This is a genomic window from Brevundimonas viscosa, assembly GCF_900116065.1.
In the GTDB taxonomy this organism is placed as follows: domain Bacteria; phylum Pseudomonadota; class Alphaproteobacteria; order Caulobacterales; family Caulobacteraceae; genus Brevundimonas; species Brevundimonas viscosa.
Genome location: NZ_FOZV01000002.1, coordinates 359,404 through 373,250, shown reverse-complemented (window position 1 = coordinate 373,250; position 13,847 = coordinate 359,404). Strand labels below are relative to the sequence as shown.

Genomic DNA, 13,847 nt, shown 5'->3' with positions numbered 1-13,847 from the left:
ACGGGGATCCTGGCATCGGTCGGCTTACTCCACACAGCGAGGGCGTCGGCGGGATACGGCGCAGCTCGCCGGCCGGATGCCCTCGCCGAACGGGCGCGGCGCATGCCACCTTGCGTCGCCCGCCGGTCGGCGCCACCTGATCGCCGCAGAAGCGCGTCACAGGCTCTCGCCGCCGAGTTCAGAAGAAGGTCGTCCCGTGCCCCAGCCCAACGCCGTCATCGACATCACCGAAGGCCTGAAGCGGCCCGTCAGCATCGGCGGCGGCCAGCGCATCGTGTTCATCGCCGGGCCCTGCCAGCTCGAAAGCCGCCAGCATGCGCTGGAGATGGCCAACGCCCTGAAGGAGATCGGCGAGCGGCTGAACGTCGGCATCATCTACAAGACCAGCTTCGACAAGGCCAACCGCACCAGCGTCAACGCCGCGCGCGGCCTGGGCCTGGCGGGTTCGCTGCCGATCTTCGCCGAGATCCGCGAGACCGTCGGCCTGCCGGTGCTTACCGACGTGCACAACGAGGCCCAGTGCGCCGAGGCGGCGCAGGCGGTCGATGTTCTGCAGATCCCGGCCTTCCTGAGCCGCCAGACTGACCTGCTGCTGGCCGCCGCGGCCACCGGCAAGGCGATCAACATCAAAAAGGGCCAGTTCCTCGCCCCGTGGGACATGAAGCACGTCATCGCCAAGGTGGTCGGCGCCGGGAATCCCAACGTCATGGCGTGCGAGCGCGGAGCCAGCTTCGGCTACAACACCCTGGTGAGCGACATGCGGGCCCTGCCGATCCTGCGCGAGATCGGCTGCCCCGTGGTCTTCGACGCGACGCACAGCGTGCAGCAGCCGGGCGGGCAGGGGACCTCCTCGGGCGGCCAGCGCGAGTTCGTGCCGGTGCTGGCCCGCGCCGCCGTCGCGGTGGGCGTCGACGCCGTGTTCATGGAGACCCACCAGGATCCCGACCGCGCTCCGTCGGACGGGCCCAACATGGTGCCGCTGAACGAGTTCGAGGCGCTGGCCGCTGACCTGATCGCCTACGACGACCTGACCAAGGCGCGGATGGCGAAGGCGGCCTGAATCCGTTAGTCCCGGCAGGATGACGGTCCGGACCCTCGATCTCGGCGAACTGCAGGCCCTGCTGGAGCGCGTGCGCGGCCTGAAGGTCGCCTGCGTCGGCGACCTGATGCTGGACCGCTATGTCTATGGCGAGGTCAGCCGCATCTCGCCGGAGGCGCCCATCCCGGTGCTGCACACGCGGCGGACCACGGCCATGCCGGGCGGAGTGGGCAACGTCGCCCGCAACGTCGCGGCGCTGGGCGGCGTCGCCCGGCTGGGGGCGGTCGCGGGCACGGACGCCGCCGGCGACGAGCTGGCCGCCCTGATCGCGGCGGAGCCGGGCGTGGAAGATGTAGTCGAACGGCGCGACGGCGTGACCACCATCGTCAAGACCCGTTTCGTCGCCGCCGGTCAGCAATTGCTGCGCCTCGACGAGGAAGCGCCGGCGGTGATGGGCGAGGAAAGTGAGGCATTCACAGGTGTTTCCGTCATTCTCCTGTCGGATTACGCCAAGGGCGTGGTCAGCGATCTGCTGATCGGCGAGGCGCTGGCGGCGGCCGAGGCGAGCGGGGCGCCGGTGATCGTCGATCCCAAGGGGCGCGACTTCGCCCGCTACGGGCCCGTCGACCTGATCAAGCCCAACGCCAGCGAACTGGCGGCGGCCACGGGCCTGCCGGTGGACAGCGACGCCGAGGTCGAGGCGGCGCTGAAGGCCCTGCTGGCGGCGACGACGGCCAAGGCCATCGTCGTCACCCGGGCTGGCAAGGGCATGAGCCTGATGCGCCGCGGCGGACCGGTGAAGCATTTCCCGGGCCGGGCGCGCGAGGTGTTCGACGTCTCGGGCGCCGGCGACACCGGGCTGGCGGCGCTGGGGCTGGCGCTGGGGGCGGGCGCGTCGCTGGAGACGGCGGTGCAGTTCGCCATCCTCGCCTCGGGCGTGGTGGTCGGCAAGGCCGGCACGGCCGTGGTCACGCCCGCCGAGCTGATCGACGCGGAGATGAGCCAGCATGCCGCCGGGGCCCACGCCAAGGTCATGCCGCTGGAGGAGCTGGCCCATGTCGTCGAGGGCTGGAAACGGCAGGGGCTGAAGGTCGGCTTCACCAACGGCTGCTTCGACATCCTGCACCGCGGCCACGTGGCCTACCTTGCGCAGGCGCGCAGCTGGTGCGACCGGCTGGTCGTGGCGCTCAACACCGACGCATCCGTGCGCCGGCTGAAGGGCGAAGGGCGGCCGATCAACGACCTCGACAGCCGCGCCGTGGTCATCGGCGGGCTGCAGAGCGTTGACCGGGTGACCAGTTTCGATGATCCGACGCCCCTGGCCCTGATCGAGCGACTGCGACCCGACGTGCTGATCAAGGGGGCCGACTACACCCGCGAGGGAGTGGTCGGCGGCGACCTGGTGGAGAGCTGGGGCGGGGAGGTGAGGCTGGCCACTTTCGAGGACGGCTTCTCGACCACACGCACGATCGAGAGGATGAAGGACAGCTGATGGCGCGCCGGATGATCTTGGTGACCGGCGGGGCCGGCTTCATCGGCTCCAACATCGTGGCGCGGCTGTGCGCCGCCGACACGGCCGACGTGGTGGTCTGCGACCGGCTGGAGGACGCGGCCTCGGGCAAGTGGCGCAACCTGGCCAAGCACCCGATCGCCGACTTCTGGCAGCCGGAAGAGATGTTCGAGCGCCTGGAGCGGCACGCCGACCGAGTCGAGGCCGTGGTCCATATGGGCGCCATCTCATCGACCACCGAGCCGGACGCCGACCTGATCCTGCGCACCAATTTCAGCCTGTCGCGCGACCTGTGGGACTGGTGCGCGCTGCGCGACGCACGGATGGTCTACGCCTCGTCGGCGGCCACCTACGGCGACGGCGAACAGGGGTTCGAGGACGCTGATGATCTTGAGAGGCTGTCGCGCCTGAAGCCGCTAAACGCTTACGGCTATTCGAAATATCTGTTCGACCAGTATGCGGCGAAACAGGCCGACGAAGGGCATGCGCCGAGCCAGTGGGCGGGCCTGAAGTTCTTCAACGTCTACGGCCCGAACGAGTACCACAAGGGCGGCATGAAGTCGGTCGTGGCCCAGATCTGGCCCAAGGTGGCGGCGGACGAGGCGGTGACCCTGTTCCGCTCGCACAACCCGGCCTACGCCGACGGCGGGCAGATGCGCGACTTCGTCTTCGTCGAGGATGTGGTCGACATCGTCGACTGGCTGCTGGAGACGCCGGGCGTGTCGGGCGTATTCAACGCGGGCTCGGGACAGGCGCGGTCCTTCCTCGACCTGGCCAACGCCACCTTCGCCGCGGCCGGCAAGTCGCCGCGGGTCGAGTACGTCGACACGCCGCTGTCGATCCGCGACAAGTACCAGTACTTCACCGAGGCGCGCATGGAGCGGGTGCGGGCGGCCGGATACGCCGGCCAGTCGACGCCTCTGGAGGAGGGGGTCCGCCGCTATGTGCAGGACTTCCTGATGCAGGCGGATCCCTACCGGTGAGGCTCCCCCGGCTGACCCCGCGGCAGTGGATCGGCTGGTTCGGCTTCGCCATGGTGTTCCTGCTGACCGCCGCCACGGCGGTGTGGCGCGGCGACATCCTGAGGGCGGGACTGGACCCGCAGGTGCCGTTCCAGACCTACGCGCCGCCGCCCGCGCCCGACTACGGCGCGCCGGCGGCCTGGGTGCTGCGCGACGCCCGCGCGCCCGGCGCCGGAAACGCGGCCGTGTTCTTCGTCCATTCGACCACCTACGAAGGCGGCCGGCACTGGAACGGGCCGGTCGGCACGGCCAAGGGCGAACGCTGGCTGCGCGAGGTGGTGATCCCGAACTACGCGGGGCCGTTCGCGCGGGCCGGAGCCGTCAGCGCGCCCCGCTACCGGCAGGCCAGCCTCTACACGCGGCTGACCCTGCGCGAGGACGCCCGGGACGCCCGGGCCTTCGCCTATCAGGACATCGTCGCCGCCTTCGAGGCCTGGCTGGAGCGGCATCCCGAGGGGCCGATCGTCCTCGCCGGGGTGGAGCAGGGCGGGGAACTGGTCGAGCGGCTGGCTCGGGAACGGGTGGCGACCGATCCTTCGCTGCGCGAGCGCCTCGCGGCCGTCTATCTGATCGACGTCGTGGTCGCGGCGAGCGGACTGTCGCCGGCGCTTCCCGCCTGCGGACGGCGCGACCAGGCCGGTTGCGTCGTCGCCTTCTCCCCGGTCGGCGACGGCAACGACGGCGCGGCGCGGCGGCGCTTGCGGCGGGCGCTGGTCTGGGACGCGCGGGGCCGGCTGGTCGAGTTGGAGGACCGACGGCCGGTCTGCGTGAACCCGCTCACCGGCTCGACCGATACGTCGCCGGCGCCGGCGCGGGCGCATCGCGGCGCGACCAACGCCACCGGGCTGGAGTGGGGCGCTCATCCGGCCCTCATGACGCGCGAGGTGGCCGCGCAGTGCCGCGACGGCCTGCTGCGGCACACCGAGCCGGATCTGGAGTCGTTCCGCGAGACCGGCAGCTGGGCGGACCGCCGAAAATCACGGCCTTACAATCTCTTCTACGGCGACCTTGAAGCGGATGTGCAGACGCGACTGGCGGCCTGGCGCGCAACGGCCCCGGCCTAGTCCACGCCCGGCCGGTCGTTGCGCCAGTCGAACAGGGCTTCAAGCACCTTCACCGCCTCGCCGCGCGGCGAGGCCAGGTCCGGATCGCGGGCCAGCACCAGACGGGCGTCGTCGGCGGCGGCGAGCAGCAAATCCCGGTGCCGGATCGGATCGGCGAAACGGTAGGCGGGGAAACCGCTCTGTCTCAGCCCCAGCGGGTCGCCGCCGCCCCGCAGCCGGAAGTCCTCCTCGGCGATCTCGAAGCCGTTCTCGGTGCGGCGCAGGGTCTCCAGCCGCACCCGGGCCGTCTCGCCCAGCCCTTCGTCGCCGCCGCCGTAGAGCAGCAGGCAGGTGCTGGCGGCGGAGCCCCGGCCGACGCGGCCGCGCAACTGGTGCAACTGGGCCAGGCCGAAGCGGTCCGCGTGCTCGATGACCATGATCGAGGCGTTGGGCACGTCGACGCCGACCTCGACCACCGTGGTGGCGACCAGCAGCGGGGTGCGGCCGTCGGCGAAGTCGGCCATCACCGCCTCGCGCTCCGGGCCCGGCATCTGGCCGTGGGCGAGCCCGACCTCGACGCCCAATATGCGGCGCAGGTCAGCCGCCCGCGCCTCGGCGGCGGCGAGGTCGGAGGCTTCGCTTTCGGCCACCAGCGGGCAGATCCAGTAGGCCTGGGCGCCGCCGTCGAGCGCCGCCTTGAGCCGCTTCGCCACCTCGCCGATGCGCGTCAGCGGCAGGACGGCCGTGGTCACGGGGGTGCGGCCCGGCGGCTTCTCCGTCAGCCGCGAGACGTCCAGCTCGCCGTACTGGGTCAACTCCAGCGTTCGCGGGATCGGGGTGGCGGACATGGTCAGCAGGTGCACCCCGCCGGTCCGCGGGTCGCCCTTGGCCTGCAGCCGCTGGCGCTCATTGACCCCGAAGCGGTGCTGTTCGTCGATCACCGCGAGGCCGAGGCGGTCGAAGCGGACCGTGTCCTGGAACAGGGCGTGGGTGCCGATGGCGACCCTGGCCTCGCCCGAGGCCAGGGCGGCCAGCCGGGGCCGGCGTTCGGCCGGGGTGTCGCGGCCGGTGAGCAGGACCGTCGTCACGCCGGCGGCCTCGAGCATCGGCGCCAGCCGCTGGAAATGCTGGCGGGCGAGGATCTCGGTGGGCGCCATCAGGGCCGCCTGGAAGCCCGAGGCGGCGGCGTCGGCCAGCGCCAGCGCCGCGACCGCGGTCTTGCCCGAGCCGACATCGCCCTGCAGCAGCCGCCCCATCTGTTCGCCCGAGGCGAGGTCGCGCCGGATCTCGGCGATCGCCTGCGTCTGCGCGCCGGTGAGGGCGAAAGGCAGGGCGGCGAGCAGGCGCTCCGAGGCTTCGCCGGGCAGGATCACCGGCGCGGGCGTGATCTGGCGCGCGCGTCGCCGGCGGGCGAGGGCCAGCTGGTGGGCGAAAAGTTCGTCCCAGGCCAGCCGCTGCCGGGCCGGCGCGTCCGGTTCGAGGTCCGGCTCCCCGGCCGGGGCGTGCAACTGGCCCAGCGCCGCGCGCCAGCCGGGCCAACGCCGCTTCGCCAGCCACGCCGGGTCCTGCCACTCCGGCAGCTCGGGCGCGTGGGGCAGGGCGGCCTGCACCAGCTTGCGCACCTGGCGCGAGGACAGGCCCTGGGTGGCCGGATAGACCGCCTCCACGGCGGCGATGTCGCCGGCCTCCTCGGGCCGGAACACGTCCGGATGGATGATCTGCACCTCGTTGTTGAAGCGCTCGACCTTGCCCGACACGATGCGCTTCTGTCCTTTCGGCACCAGGCGTTCGATGTGCTGGGCCGAGCCCCCGAACCAGATCAGGTGGACGAAGCCGGTCTCGTCCGAGGCCCGCACCTTGATCGGCGCGCCGGGCTTGTGCGGCACGATCAGCCGGTCGACCAGCACCTCGAACTGGCCGGTCAGGCCCTCGACCGCGTCGGCGGCGGTCATCGGCCGCCGCACGACCACGCCGGAGGGGGCGAGGAACAGCAGGTCGCGCACCAGCGGGCCGGCCAGTTTCTGCACGAGCGGCAGCACGCGCGGCCCGACGCCCTTCAGCGTCTCGACCCCGGCGAACAGCGGAAAGAGAATCTGCGGCCGCATACCGCGCAGCATAGCTGGCGGCGGGGCGTCTGGAACGCTATCTGGACGGCCCTGTTAGAAGATGTGGACCGGGCAAGGATTCTTGTGGCCGATACGAACGCGCGTGCGAACGAGACCCGACAGGCCCGGCTGGGCCGCATCGCCTTCCGGGCGTGGCGGCGCGGCTTCCGCGAGGCCGACCTGGTGCTGGGGCCGTTCGCGGAGGAGGTCGGACCGACGCTGGATGACGCGGAGCTCGACGCCTTCGAGGCCCTGCTGATGCAGGACGACGATCACGCCCTCTACGCCTGGATCATCCAGACCGCCCCCACTCCGCCAGAGCACGACGGACCTGTAATGCAGAAGATCCGCGCCTTCATGGCCGAACACGTCGCCGCCGAAGTGGCGAAGGGGGTCGCCTGATGGACGGCGCCGTGCCGAAGCGCGCCGATCGCACCCTGGGCGGCGCGCCGGAGGGGCTGGACGCCCTGACCGTGGCCGAACGGCTGAAGGCCGCGGGCGGCGTCGGCCTGTTCGTGGCCCGCGACTTCGCCCGCATGGGCGAGTTCACCCAGGCGTTCCGGTTCTTCGCCGGCGACATGGAGGTGCTCGAGTTTCCGGCGTGGGACTGTCTGCCCTACGACCGGCTGAGCCCGACGTCCGGCGTGTCGGCCCAGCGCATGGCGGCCCTGACGGCGCTGGCGCGTCGCGAGGCGGGGGACAGCCGGCCGTTGCTGGTGGTCACGACGGTCAGCGCCGCGATGCAGCGGACGCCGCCGCGGGACGCGACCTGCGGAGCCGGGTTCGAGACCACGGTCGGTCTGGACCTCGATACCGCGGCGCTGGAGCGCTATTTCGCCGCCAACGGCTACGTGCGCGCCTCGACCGTGTCGGAGCGCGGCGAGTTCGCGGTGCGCGGCGGGGTGATCGACGTCTTCCCGCCGGGCTTCGAGGAGCCGGTGCGGCTGGACATGTTCGGCTCGGAGCTGGAGTCGATCCGCACCTTCGATCCCGACACCCAGCGTTCGACCGGCCAGATGACCAGCGTATCGCTGGCGCCGGTGTCCGAGGCCTTGCTGGATCCGGACAGCATCTCGCGGTTCCGCACCGGCTACCTGAACCTGTTCGGCGCGCCGGGCGAGGACCCGATGTACGCGGCGGTCAGCGAGGGCGCGCGGCGGCAGGGCATGGAGCACTGGCTGCCGCTGCTCTACGAGCGGCTGGAGACCCTGTTCGACTACCTGCCGGAGGACGGCCGCATCTTCCTCGACAACCAGGTGGAGGCGGCGCGGGCGGAGCGCTGGAGCCTGACCCAGGACGCCTGGGAGGCGCGGCGCGAGGCGGCGAAGGGCAAAGGCGGCACGGCGTACCGCGCCCTGCCGCCGGACCGGCTCTACCTCCCGGAGGCGGACTGGAACTCGGCCCTGGCCGGGCGCGACGTTCGCCGCTTCTCGCCCTTCCAGGGCGAGGGCGAGGACGCCGGCGGGCGGCTGGGGCGCACCTTCGCGGCCGAGCGCGCCCAGGACAGCGTCAACCTGTTCGAGGCGGTCGCCCGCCATGCCGAGGCGGTCAAGGCGGCCGGCAGGCGCGTGCTGTTCGCCTCGTGGACCGAGGGATCCTCGGAGCGGCTGGCCTCGATGCTGGCCGATCACGGGCTGGAGCACGTCGTGGCGGTGCGCGACTGGGCCGACGTGCAGGCGGCGCCGGAGGGGCTGTTCCTGCGCGGCGTGCTGCCGGTGGAGCACGGCTTCGAGACCGACGAGGTCGCCGTTATCTCCGAGACCGACATCCTCGGCGACCGGCTGGCGCGGCCGCGCAAGAAGCGGCGCGCCTCGAACTTCCTCGCCGAGGCCTCGGCCCTGACCACCGGCGACCTGGTGGTCCACCTCGACCACGGCATCGGCCGCTACGAAGGCCTGAAGACGCTGGAGATCCAGGAGGCGCCGCACGACTGCCTGGAGCTGCTCTACGCCGGCGAGTCCAAGCTGTATCTGCCGGTCGAGAACATCGACCTGCTGACCCGCTACGGGACCGACGCCGACGGGGTGCAGCTGGACCGGCTGGGCGGTGCCGGCTGGCAGGCGAGGAAGGCGAAGGCCAAGGAGCGGCTGCGCGCCATGGCCGAGGGGCTGATCGCGCTGGCCGCCAAGCGGGCGCTGCGCCGGACCGACGCGGTGGAGCCGCCGCACGGCCTGTTCGACGAGTTCTGCGCCCGCTTCCCCTACGAGGAGACCGAGGACCAGCTCAACGCCATCGCCGACGTGCTGGAGGACCTCGGCAAGGGCACGCCAATGGACCGGCTGATCTGCGGCGACGTCGGCTTCGGCAAGACCGAGGTGGCGCTGCGCGCCGCGTTCGTGGTGGCCATGAGCGGCCAGCAGGTCGCCGTGGTGTGCCCCACGACCCTGCTGGCGCGGCAGCACTTCAAGACCTTCAGCGAGCGCTTCTCCGGCTGGCCGGTCAAGGTCCGCCACCTGTCGCGCATGGTCACGGCGAAGGACGCGGCCGAGACCCGCGCCGGGCTGAAGGACGGCAGCTTCGAGATCGTCGTCGGCACCCATGCGGTGCTGAGCGAGCAGGTCGGCTTCAAGGACCTCGGCCTCGTCATCGTCGACGAGGAGCAGCACTTCGGGGTCAAGCACAAGGAGAAGCTGAAGACCCTGCGCGCCGACGTACACCTGCTGACCCTGACGGCGACGCCCATCCCCCGCACCCTGCAGATGGCGCTGTCGGGCATCCGCGAGATGTCGATCATCGCCACGCCTCCTGTGGATCGCCTGGCGGTGCGGACCTATGTCACGCCGTGGGACCCGGTGCTGGTGCGCGAGGCCCTGCTGCGCGAGAAGTATCGCGGCGGCCAGGCCTACTATGTCGCGCCGCGGCTGAAAGACCTGCCAGAGATAGAGCGCTTCCTGCGCGAACAGGTCCCCGAGGTGAAGTTCGTGGTCGGCCACGGCCAGATGTCGGCGACCCAGCTGGAAGACGTGATGAGCGCCTTCTACGACGGCCAGTACGACGTGCTGGTCTCGACGACGATCGTCGAAAGCGGTCTCGACATCCCGACCGCCAACACCCTGATCGTGCACCGCGCCGACATGTTCGGCCTGGCCCAGCTGTACCAGATCCGCGGCCGGGTCGGCCGGTCCAAGGCCCGCGCCTTTGCCTATCTGACCACGCCCAACGAGAAGCCGATGAGCCTGTCCGCCGAGCGGCGGCTGCAGGTGCTGCAGTCGCTGGACAACCTCGGCGCCGGCTTCCAGCTCGCCAGCCACGACCTCGATCAGCGCGGCGGCGGCAACCTGCTCGGCGACGAGCAGTCGGGCCACATCCGCGAGGTGGGCGTCGAGCTGTACCAGCAGATGCTCGAGGACGCCGTCGCCAGCCTCAAGGCGGAAGGCGATGGCGAGGAGATCGACCGCGGCTGGTCGCCGGCCATCAATGTTGGCGCCGCGGTCCTGATTCCAGAGGATTACGTCCCGGACCTGAATGTCCGTCTGAGCCTGTACCGCCGCCTGTCGGACGCCGAGAACAGCGAGAGCCGGGAAGCGCTGGCCGCCGAGCTGATCGATCGCTTCGGCCCGCTGCCGGACGAGGCGAAACAGCTGCTGCGCATCGTGGGCATCAAGGCCAACTGCAAGACGGCCTGCATCGAGCGCATCGACGTGGGCCCCAAGGGCGCCGTCCTGACCCTGCGCGGCAACGCCTTCCCCAACCCGGCCGGCCTGGTCGGGCTGATCCAGAAGAACCACGCCTTCTGGAAGATCCGCCCGGACCAGAAGATCGTGGTCAAGGGCGACTGGGACACGCCCGAGGACCGTCTGAAGGTGGCCGAGCGGATCACGGCCGACCTCGCGCGGGTTGCGGGGGCGGCCTGAGGCGCCTCCCCCGGCCCCTCAGTCGGACGGGGCCCGTTCGCTGACCCGGCCCAGATCAGTCTGCAGCCGCGCCGCGCGCTCGGTCGTCAACCCGAGCTGGCAGCTGTCGATGATCAGCGGCCCCATGGTTCCCGTCTCGCCCGACGCCCGCCAGGCGCACTCGGCGTCGCGGAAGGCGATCCAGGTTCGCTGGGCGTTTCGCAGGTCGCTCCGAGCTTCGGAGTCCAGTCGCCCGATCAGTTCGCGGTAAGCCTCGTTCAGCAGGGCGTCCTGCTGCGCGTGCTCCTCCGAGATGCACTCCCGGACCAGGGCCGTGACGCCGCCCGCGCCTTCCATGCAAGCGGCATAGGCAGGTGTGTTCGGCGCATCATCCTGCGCCCCGGCCGCGCTGGCCCATGAGGCGACCAGTACGGCGGACAAGATCGTGATCGCGAGTTTCATGAGCCCTCCAGCTGGCCAGCAGCCATGATTCGAACGGCGTTCCCCCTAGCAGCCCGGCGCGGCGCTCTCGAAGCGTTTCTCCCACCACGCCTGCCAGCGGGTGCGCAGCTCGGCGAGCGCCGCTTCTGACAGGCCGTAAGTGGTCAGGGTCAGCATGACGAAACCGCGTGGGTGTTTCTCCGACGGCGGCTGGTCGACGACGACCAGCAGGCCGTCGCCCCAGGCGTCGACGGTGACGCCGGTCTGGTGGCGGGCGGTGAACCAGACCTCGCCGGCGGCGTCCGCTTCCGGGCCGAGCGGACCGGCCCACGCTTCTCCGGCGGCGGGCGCGGCGTCGAGGCCGAGCAGGCCGCGACCCAGCCTGTCCTCGCGCGGCGGGCCGGAGAAGAACAGGGTGCGACGCCGCTTCAGGCCATGGCGGGCGAGGGCGAAGGCCAACTGCCAGGTGAAGGAGATCCAGCCCTCGATCATGCCGTCGAAGACGTCGGTCCAGCTGCCTGCCGGGGCGGAGCGCACAACACGCACCACGCTGGAGTCGCCGCGCGCCTCCACCTCATAGCGGTCGTTGACGCCCTCGAAGACGACGGTCCTCGTCGCCTCGTCGGCGCGGGCATGGGTGACGAAGATGAAGTCGATCTCGTCCTTCAGGCTGTCGGCCTCCCAGCCGAACCAGTCCCTGATCTTCGCCGGATCGCGCAGGGCGTCCCAGACCACGTCTGCCGGTGCGGGGACCGTGACCTCGACGAGGACATGGTCCTCCATGGGAGCGGGGGCGTCTGTCATGGCGATCATCAGTTCTTCACGGGCGTGGGCCGTTTGACGGCGGGATGGCCGGCGGCGATGAGGCGAAAACGCCGGCCCGACGGGGCCGCGTACCTGCGGGCGAGGGTCGCGACGGCTTCGGCCAGCTCATCGGAGAAGGCGTCGAAGTCCGCAGGTTCGGCGAAGCTCACGTCGGCTTCGACCGTGAGGGTGAGCAGGCGCGAGCCCTCGGCCGCGGCGACGTCGCGCATGCGGGCGACGTCGCGGACCATGGCCGAGGCGGCGGCGATCAGGTGACCGCTGGCGTGGCGGTCCTGGGCGTCGACGGCGTCGGGGTCGGGCGGCGCCTGGAGCAGCGCAGGATCCAGCACAAAGGCGCCGGCGGCGACAAACAGCTTCTCGGTGAAGCCTCGTTTGCGCCGTTCGCCGGCCGGCCGCACCAGTCCCGCCGTCTCGAGAGCCCGAAGATGATAGCCGATCTTCTGCCGCGGCATGCCGAGCCGTTCGGCCAGGCCGGCCGCCGATGCAGGCTCCGCCAGGGCGGCGAGAATGCGCCGGCGGATCGGGGCCAGCGCGAGATGCGCGGCGTCCTGGTCGTCGAGCAGGGCGGAAGGGCGGGGCGTCATGGCCCCACTTTTCATTAGACAGAAGAAATTGTCAAATCAGCGACGGCCGATGCCGGCGCGGGCACGCTCCAGCGCGGCCGCGGGCGACTCCTCGGGCCCGATCTCGCTCACGCCCACTTCGAACTCGACCACGAACGGCGGGTGCTCGGGTCCTGCATCGAAGGCCGTGCAGCCAATCACGGCAGCGATCCGGTCCGCGGCGATACGGGCGGCCGGGCCCCGCGTGGCCGGCAGGGCGAGGGCGAAGACGTCCGGGGCCAGGCGGGCGGCCGTGTCTTCCGTCCGGATCAGGCGCGAGACCATGGCGCCGACCTGGGGAAGCGCCCGGTCCAGCCAGCCGCCCTCCCGGGCGGCGGCGATCGCCTCGGTGGCGGCTATCCGCAGGACCGCCACAGACAGCGGCCGACGCCGAAGGCGGGCGCCGTCGACCACGCGGGCCAGATGGGCGGCGAACAGCTCGGGGGTGAACAGGCCCGTCGCCGGGTCCGTCAGACCGGAGGCGCGGGCGCCCTCGAGGGTGCGGCGGATCGCGACGTGCCGACGATGGGCCCGGGCGAGGGCGACGATGCGCCCGGCGGTTTCCTCTTCCGGCGTGTCGGCGGCCGCGACGTCGGCGAAGCCGCGGTTGTACAGCTCGGCCAGATTGATCTCGGCAGAGCCGCGCAGATAGAGCACCGCCGGCACGTGATAGAGGCGGGTGTTGCGCTTCATCCCCGAAGCGATGGAAAGGGCCGGGGCGTGGTCCTCGCCCCCCCACAGCACGGCGGCATCGAACGGCCGCTCGTGGAGGTAGTCGAAGGCGGTATAGGGCGTCGGCGCCGCGATGACGTCGCAGCCGAGGGCGGTCAGGGAGTTGGAGAGGGCGAGAAAGCGCCGGTCCGGCTTTCCGGCGGCGAGCACCCGCAGCGGGGAGGGGTCGGGCTCTGCCGCCGGCAGCGGCTCGCCGCGCGCGGCGAAGGTCGCCTCGCGCAGGCTGACCTCCTCCTCGGCGATGGCGGCGCGGACCAGATGTTCGAGTCGGAGAGCGGCCTGGGCCGCGTGCGGCGGCGCGGACATGGCGATCTCGACCCGTCCTGCCTCCCAACTGGCCGCTTCCGACCCGATTGCGAGCACCGGCAACCGGCGCGGCGACACCGTCTGGCGCATCGCCTCGACGCCCGCCTTCGCCTCGGCCAGCCGGCTGTCGAGGATGACCGCCTCGAGCGGCCAGTCGATCAGGACCTGCACCGCCCCGACCAACGACCGGGCCGTGACCGTTCGCCAGCCGAGGGCGTCGAGTCCCTGACACAGGGGGCCGACAAGGCCATCGTCCGGCGCGACGACCAGAATGCGCGGATCGGAAGCCAAGGTGGAGTTCTCCAGACGCCCCCAGCCCCGGAGCGGTCTTCAGGGGCGGGACCATAGCGAGGAGCGCCGTGGCGAGGCAACGGTTCACGCAGGTTTGT

At 71.5% G+C, this 13,847-nt stretch carries 11 protein-coding genes; 6 read left to right on the top strand and 5 right to left on the bottom strand.

The window, feature by feature from the left end; translation table 11 throughout:
* Positions 1-196: 196 nt before the first annotated feature.
* Genes kdsA through BM333_RS06100 form a run of 4 tightly spaced genes read left to right on the top strand, consistent with a single transcriptional unit; the run spans position 197 to position 4,635 of the window.
* Positions 197-1,060, top strand: a complete 864-nt coding sequence (gene kdsA, locus BM333_RS06115; protein WP_425425118.1) for a 3-deoxy-8-phosphooctulonate synthase — start codon at positions 197-199, stop codon at positions 1,058-1,060.
* 19 nt (positions 1,061-1,079) lie between these two features.
* The gene (gene rfaE2, locus BM333_RS06110; protein WP_092308401.1) at positions 1,080-2,531 is read left to right on the top strand and encodes a D-glycero-beta-D-manno-heptose 1-phosphate adenylyltransferase; all 1,452 of its coding nucleotides are present in this window, start codon (positions 1,080-1,082) and stop codon (positions 2,529-2,531) included.
* Positions 2,531-3,532, top strand: coding sequence for an ADP-glyceromanno-heptose 6-epimerase (gene rfaD, locus BM333_RS06105; protein ID WP_218151423.1), 1,002 nt, complete (start codon positions 2,531-2,533; stop codon positions 3,530-3,532). Before rfaE2 ends, rfaD begins: the two co-directional genes overlap by 1 nt.
* A 50-nt stretch (positions 3,533-3,582) precedes the next feature.
* Positions 3,583-4,635, top strand: a complete 1,053-nt coding sequence (locus BM333_RS06100; RefSeq protein ID WP_092308574.1) for a DUF3089 domain-containing protein — start codon at positions 3,583-3,585, stop codon at positions 4,633-4,635.
* Here BM333_RS06100 and recG read toward each other — a convergent pair.
* Positions 4,632-6,719: an ATP-dependent DNA helicase RecG gene (gene recG, locus BM333_RS06095; protein ID WP_092308571.1), complete on the bottom strand. Its 2,088-nt coding sequence runs from the start codon at positions 6,717-6,719 to the stop codon at positions 4,632-4,634. The two genes, BM333_RS06100 and recG, sit on opposite strands and share 4 nt — an antisense overlap.
* 84 nt (positions 6,720-6,803) lie before the next feature.
* Between recG and BM333_RS06090 the strand changes: the two genes are divergently transcribed.
* Together BM333_RS06090 and mfd are read left to right on the top strand one after the other, a co-directional pair.
* Entirely contained in the window at positions 6,804-7,121 is a 318-nt protein-coding gene (locus BM333_RS06090; RefSeq protein WP_092308399.1) for an FAD assembly factor SdhE, read from the top strand.
* Complete coding sequence (gene mfd / locus BM333_RS06085; RefSeq protein WP_092308397.1) at positions 7,121-10,573, top strand: transcription-repair coupling factor; 3,453 nt, start codon at positions 7,121-7,123, stop codon at positions 10,571-10,573. The genes BM333_RS06090 and mfd overlap by 1 nt, the downstream gene beginning before the upstream one ends.
* Before the next feature lie 18 nt (positions 10,574-10,591).
* Here the strand turns inward: mfd and BM333_RS06080 are convergent, their stop codons facing one another.
* Genes BM333_RS06080 through BM333_RS06065 form a run of 4 tightly spaced genes read right to left on the bottom strand, consistent with a single transcriptional unit; the run spans position 10,592 to position 13,749 of the window.
* On the bottom strand, positions 10,592-11,014 hold the full coding sequence (locus BM333_RS06080) for a lysozyme inhibitor LprI family protein (protein WP_092308395.1): 423 nt from the start codon (positions 11,012-11,014) through the stop codon (positions 10,592-10,594).
* A gap of 45 nt (positions 11,015-11,059) precedes the next feature.
* On the bottom strand, positions 11,060-11,806 hold the full coding sequence (locus BM333_RS06075; protein WP_092308393.1) for an SRPBCC family protein: 747 nt from the start codon (positions 11,804-11,806) through the stop codon (positions 11,060-11,062).
* Positions 11,806-12,402 carry an ArsR/SmtB family transcription factor gene (locus tag BM333_RS06070; RefSeq protein ID WP_092308391.1) on the bottom strand — a complete coding sequence of 199 codons (597 nt, stop codon included), beginning with the start codon at positions 12,400-12,402 and terminating at the stop codon, positions 11,806-11,808. Before BM333_RS06070 ends, BM333_RS06075 begins: the two co-directional genes overlap by 1 nt.
* Before the next feature lie 36 nt (positions 12,403-12,438).
* Positions 12,439-13,749, bottom strand: coding sequence for a diguanylate cyclase domain-containing protein (locus BM333_RS06065; protein WP_092308388.1), 1,311 nt, complete (start codon positions 13,747-13,749; stop codon positions 12,439-12,441).
* Positions 13,750-13,847 lie beyond the last annotated feature (98 nt).

Bases quoted from the DNA above. Each gene is read 5' to 3' on its own strand.
- recG (WP_092308571.1), bottom strand. From the start codon at position 6,719: ATGCGGCCGCAGATTCTCTTTCCGCTGTTCGCCGGGGTCGAGACGCTG.
- BM333_RS06070 (WP_092308391.1), bottom strand. From the start codon at position 12,402: ATGACGCCCCGCCCTTCCGCCCTGCTCGACGACCAGGACGCCGCGCAT.
- mfd (WP_092308397.1), top strand. From the start codon at position 7,121: ATGGACGGCGCCGTGCCGAAGCGCGCCGATCGCACCCTGGGCGGCGCG.
- BM333_RS06075 (WP_092308393.1), bottom strand. From the start codon at position 11,806: ATGATCGCCATGACAGACGCCCCCGCTCCCATGGAGGACCATGTCCTC.
- rfaD (WP_218151423.1), top strand. From the start codon at position 2,531: ATGGCGCGCCGGATGATCTTGGTGACCGGCGGGGCCGGCTTCATCGGC.
- rfaE2 (WP_092308401.1), top strand. From the start codon at position 1,080: ATGACGGTCCGGACCCTCGATCTCGGCGAACTGCAGGCCCTGCTGGAG.
- BM333_RS06080 (WP_092308395.1), bottom strand. From the start codon at position 11,014: ATGAAACTCGCGATCACGATCTTGTCCGCCGTACTGGTCGCCTCATGG.
- BM333_RS06100 (WP_092308574.1), top strand. From the start codon at position 3,583: ATGGTGTTCCTGCTGACCGCCGCCACGGCGGTGTGGCGCGGCGACATC.